Origin of the sequence: Actinoplanes oryzae, from assembly GCF_030757795.1 — a bacterium.
Classification (GTDB): domain Bacteria; phylum Actinomycetota; class Actinomycetes; order Mycobacteriales; family Micromonosporaceae; genus Actinoplanes.
This window is the reverse complement of the sequence record NZ_JAUQWH010000311.1, coordinates 1-4,042: the sequence shown is the minus strand read 5'-3', so window position 1 is coordinate 4,042 and position 4,042 is coordinate 1. Positions and strand designations below refer to the sequence as shown.

Annotated in this window: 4 protein-coding genes; 2 read left to right on the top strand and 2 right to left on the bottom strand. The window is 68.7% G+C overall.

All coding sequences use genetic code 11. The features are described 5' to 3' along the window. The coding region (locus tag RBH18_RS43330; protein WP_306216348.1) for a helix-turn-helix domain-containing protein at positions 1–207 on the bottom strand (207 nt) is incomplete at its 3' end. A 254-nt stretch (positions 208–461) separates the two neighbouring features. Here RBH18_RS43330 and RBH18_RS43325 point away from each other — a divergent pair. Continuing rightward, on the top strand, positions 462–1,100 hold the full coding sequence (locus tag RBH18_RS43325; RefSeq protein ID WP_306216347.1) for a GOLPH3/VPS74 family protein: 639 nt from the start codon (positions 462–464) through the stop codon (positions 1,098–1,100). Positions 1,101–1,162: 62 nt separating this feature from the next. Beyond that, a complete protein-coding gene (locus RBH18_RS43320; protein ID WP_306216346.1) occupies positions 1,163–3,028 on the top strand; it encodes an APC family permease in 1,866 nt (621 codons plus the stop codon). Between the two features lie 241 nt (positions 3,029–3,269). Here the strand turns inward: RBH18_RS43320 and RBH18_RS43315 are convergent, their stop codons facing one another. Next, positions 3,270–3,821, bottom strand: a complete 552-nt coding sequence (locus RBH18_RS43315) for a hypothetical protein (protein WP_306216345.1) — start codon at positions 3,819–3,821, stop codon at positions 3,270–3,272. Positions 3,822–4,042 lie beyond the last annotated feature (221 nt).

The window sequence follows — 4,042 nt, the reverse complement described above, 5'->3', positions numbered from 1 at the left end:
GTCCTGGATGCCGTAGAGCGTCAGCAGGTCCCGCACGTCACGAGGGGTCACCGCGACCCGGGCCGTCTCGATCCGGGTGACCTTGGCGGAGTGCCATTCGAAATGCCGGGAGACGCTTTCCTGGGTCAAACCGGCACGCTCGCGGCACCGTTTCAGCTCGGCGCCCAGACGACGCCGTCGCAGCGTGGGTCCTTCGTCTGTGGACATCGAACTCCCTCGTCGTGAAATTACGGCGCCGCGTACTTGTTCCGGGTCTGGCGATCCTCGACCCTGTGCGCGCGTGCACATGGTCGCACGGGTGCCGATTCCACCGTGGACGACACTGCCGAGTTTCCGAGTCTAGTACTTCTTGCGTTGAACCCGAGGGTGGGTACATGATGCTTCCGACAGCGAGTTATTGCCTTCTATACAGGTTGTTGCCCCGTCGACAATCGGGTCGACGTTTCCAAAGGAGTGGCGGCGTGCTGGCTGACCAGTTCTTCCTGATCGCCCACGAGGACCGCACCGGCCGGTCCCGTCTGCACCCCCGGGCCACCGGCCTCGGGCTGGCCGCGGCCCTGCTCGGCGAGCTGGTGCTCGAGGGCCGGCTGCGGATCATCGACGGGGAAATGCGGATAGACAGCAGGATGCCACCGCGCGACTCGCTGTCGCACTCGATCCTCGAGCTGCTGATCGCCCAGCCGCAGCACCGCGAGGTGCGCACCTGGCTCGCCTACCTGTCGCAGGACGCGGCGGAGCGGGTGGGGGAGCGGCTCATGCGCTCCGGCGCCGTCGAGCCCGTGACCCGCCGGCGCATGCTGTCGACGCAGACCTTCTACATGCCCAACAACGAGGCGCAGCGCAACGCCGCCGCCTGGGCACCGATGCGGCTGGCCAACATCATGGTCCGCGGCCTGGAGATGTCCATCGGCGACCGGCTGCTGGCCGGCCTGGTGGTGGCCACCGGTCTCACGCGCTACGTGCTGTGGGACTTCGAGGTGCACCGTCAGGCCCTCACCCAGCTGCCCACGGCCATCGGCTCGCTGCCGGAGGACCTGCGCCAGCTCATCGAGCACACGGAGGCGTCCGTGGGATCGGTGCTCGCCGTCGGTCGGCGGTGAGCCCGGTCGGCCGGCACCACCGCCGGCGGGACAACTTCGATCAGTGGGCTGGGAGGCTCTTGATGGCACGTAAGGACATGTCCGAACCGGACATCGTGTCCACCGCACTGGCACGGAACCGGCTCGGGGTGCCCTCCGTGGTCTTCTTCGGGGTGGCGGGAGCCGCGCCCCTGACAGTGATCATCGGCAGCATCACGACCATCTACGCCGTGGTCGGCAACACCGCGGTTCCGCTCATCTACTTCGTCGTCGCCGGCATCCTCTCGATCTTCACGGTCGGGTTCGTCGCGATGAGCCGGCACATCGTCAACTCGGGTGCCTTCTACTCCTACATCAGCCACGGCCTCGGCCGGATCCCGGGCGTCGGTGCCGCCTTCGTGGCCCTCCCGGCGTACGCGCTGATGCAGATCGGCCTGTTCGGGCTCTTCGGCGTCGTGGCATCGGGGGTGCTCGACGGGCTCGGCTTCACGGTCGGCTGGTTCACCTGCGCGATAGCGGCCTGGGTGCTGACGGCCGTGCTCGGCCTGCTCTGGGTCGACCTCAGCGGCAAGGTGCTCGCGGTCCTGCTGGTCGCCGAGATCGCCATCGTGCTGCTCTACGACGTCGTCATGGTCGCGAACCCGGCCGGCGGCTCGGTGTCCTTCTCCACGCTCAACCCGGTGCAGGTCTTCACGCCCGAGGTCGCCGCCATGATGGTGCTCGCCATCGCCGGCTTCGTCGGCTTCGAGGCGACCGTGGTGCTCTCCGAGGAGACCAAGGACCCGAAGAAGACCATCGCCCGCGCGACCCACCTGGCGGTCATCCTCGCCGGCCTGCTCTGCGGCCTGTCCGCCTGGGCCATGTCGGTGGGCGCCGGCCCGCGCACGATCGTGGCGCGCGCCGAGTCCGACGAGACCGACCTGGTCTTCAACCTGGTCAGCCCGCACGTGCCGGAAGTGCTCATCAACGTCGGCTACGTGCTGTTCATGACGAGCATCTTCGCCGCGCTGCTGGCCTTCCACGCCGCCGTCTCGCGCTACCAGTTCGCCCTGGGCCGCGAGGGCGTGCTGCCCCGGGCCTGGGGTTACACCCACCCGCGGACCGGCGCGCCGATCGTCGGCTCGATCACCCAGAGCCTGCTCGCCCTCGGCGTGCTGGTTATCTACCGGATCACCGGGGCGGACCCGCTGGTCTACCTCTTCGCCTGGCTCACCACGGTCGGCGGCCTGGGCGTGCTGATCCTCATGTGGAGCGCCTCCGCGGCGGTCATCATGTTCTTCCACAAGCGCAGCGACCACCACGAGGGCGCCTGGCGCAGCCGGATCGCCCCGATCATCGCCTTCGTGCTGCTCAGCATCATCCTGGCGGCGACGGTCATCGGCCTCGGCGACCTGCTGCAGGTGGAGGACGGCTCGATCTTCCACTGGCTGTTCCCGACCGGCTACCTGCTCTTCGCCGTCGCGGGCTTCGTCTGGGCGGTCATCATGCGCAAGGCCCGTCCCGGGGTCTACCACGGCATCGGCCGCGGCGGCGACAACGCCTTCGTCGCCGACCTGCCGCGCCAGCGCAGCACCGGGCTGGACCACCCCGAGCCGATGAGCATCAAGGCGATGATGGAGAGCGCCCGGGCCAACGCGGCGGTCAACGGGCACAACCCGTGGCAGCCGGAGCTCGCTCCGCCGCCCGCGGCCGGTCCGGCAGGCGGGGGTTACCCGCCCAGTGGCTACCCGGAGGGCCCGACACCGGGCGGTTACCCGGCCGGTCCTCCGGGCGGTGGTCACCCCGGGCACTACACCGGCGGTCAGTACCAGGGCGGCTATCCGGGCGACCCGTACGACCGGCGGCCGGGGGAGCCGGGGCCCCAGGGATACCAGGGCGGGCCGCCGCCCGGCGGGTACCCGGGCGGCTATCCCGACGACCAGCGGCACTACCCGCGCGGCGACGGCTGACCCGCCCGCCGGGGCACTCCACAACTCCACAGACTCAGCAGGGAACACGCCGTGCCGCTCCCCGGTCCCGAGAGGAGAGGAGGTTCGTGCCGGCCGGATCCGCCAGCCCCCCAAAAGCTCGGATCCCGCCGAAGCGGTGAGCGGTGCCGGCGTGCCCGATCGCGCGGGGCGGCCCGAACCATGACGGTTCGGGCCGCCTGCGCGCGTCCGGGGGGACACGGGAGGAGCCAGGCCGGGGCGCTCAGGCGGCCTGCGGGAACTGGTAGATCCAGAACTGCTGCGCGTCCATCATCTCGGCGTCGCAGTTGCCGGAGAGCCGCTGCAGCATCAGGCGGACGACGCGGCCCATCTTGCGCTGCTCGTCGTTGTAGCTGCAGAAGTCGAGCCCGATGATGCCGCCCTGGGCCGCGGCGAACAGGTACATCGCCTCCACCAGGTCGGCGAAGGACGAGTTGGCGCGTCCCGTGGGTGCCACCGCGACGAAGCCGCAGTACCAGATCTTGCGCTGGACGTAGAGCTCCGGCCAGCGCCGCTCGAAGTACGCCGGCGAGATGAGCGGCATCGCGTCGAGGTCGTTCGTGTAGGTCGACAGCCCGACCAGGTTGCCCTCGTCGTCGAGACTCAGGTACTTCTGCACCCGGCCGTCCCGCATCACCTCGTCGAACTCGTTGCGGAACATGAGGTGACGCTGCACCGCCATGGCATTGATGCCGCGGAAGGTCTCCTCGTACATTTTCCACGTGGTCTCGATGAGCTCGTCGTCGTTGATCTGCTCGACAACCTTGACAACCATGCGACGCTCCCCGATGTGCTGAGCCGAGGCCACCAACTCCTATGGCACTCAAGCCAATCGATGTGCTCTGAGACCAGAGTACGGAGCGTATTTGAGGGATTACAAGCAGTGATTTATGCCAAGGTCATCGTGTCCTGAATTGACCGGGAACGTGATCATCGGGATCGTGAATGGCCTGTTCACGCCGCCTGCCGTCCGGCTTGCGGAAGCGTCCGTCCGGG

Coding starts and splice junctions, on each gene's coding strand:
- RBH18_RS43315 (WP_306216345.1), bottom strand. CDS start 3,821: ATGGTTGTCAAGGTTGTCGAGCAGATCAACGACGACGAGCTCATCGAG.
- RBH18_RS43320 (WP_306216346.1), top strand. CDS start 1,163: ATGGCACGTAAGGACATGTCCGAACCGGACATCGTGTCCACCGCACTG.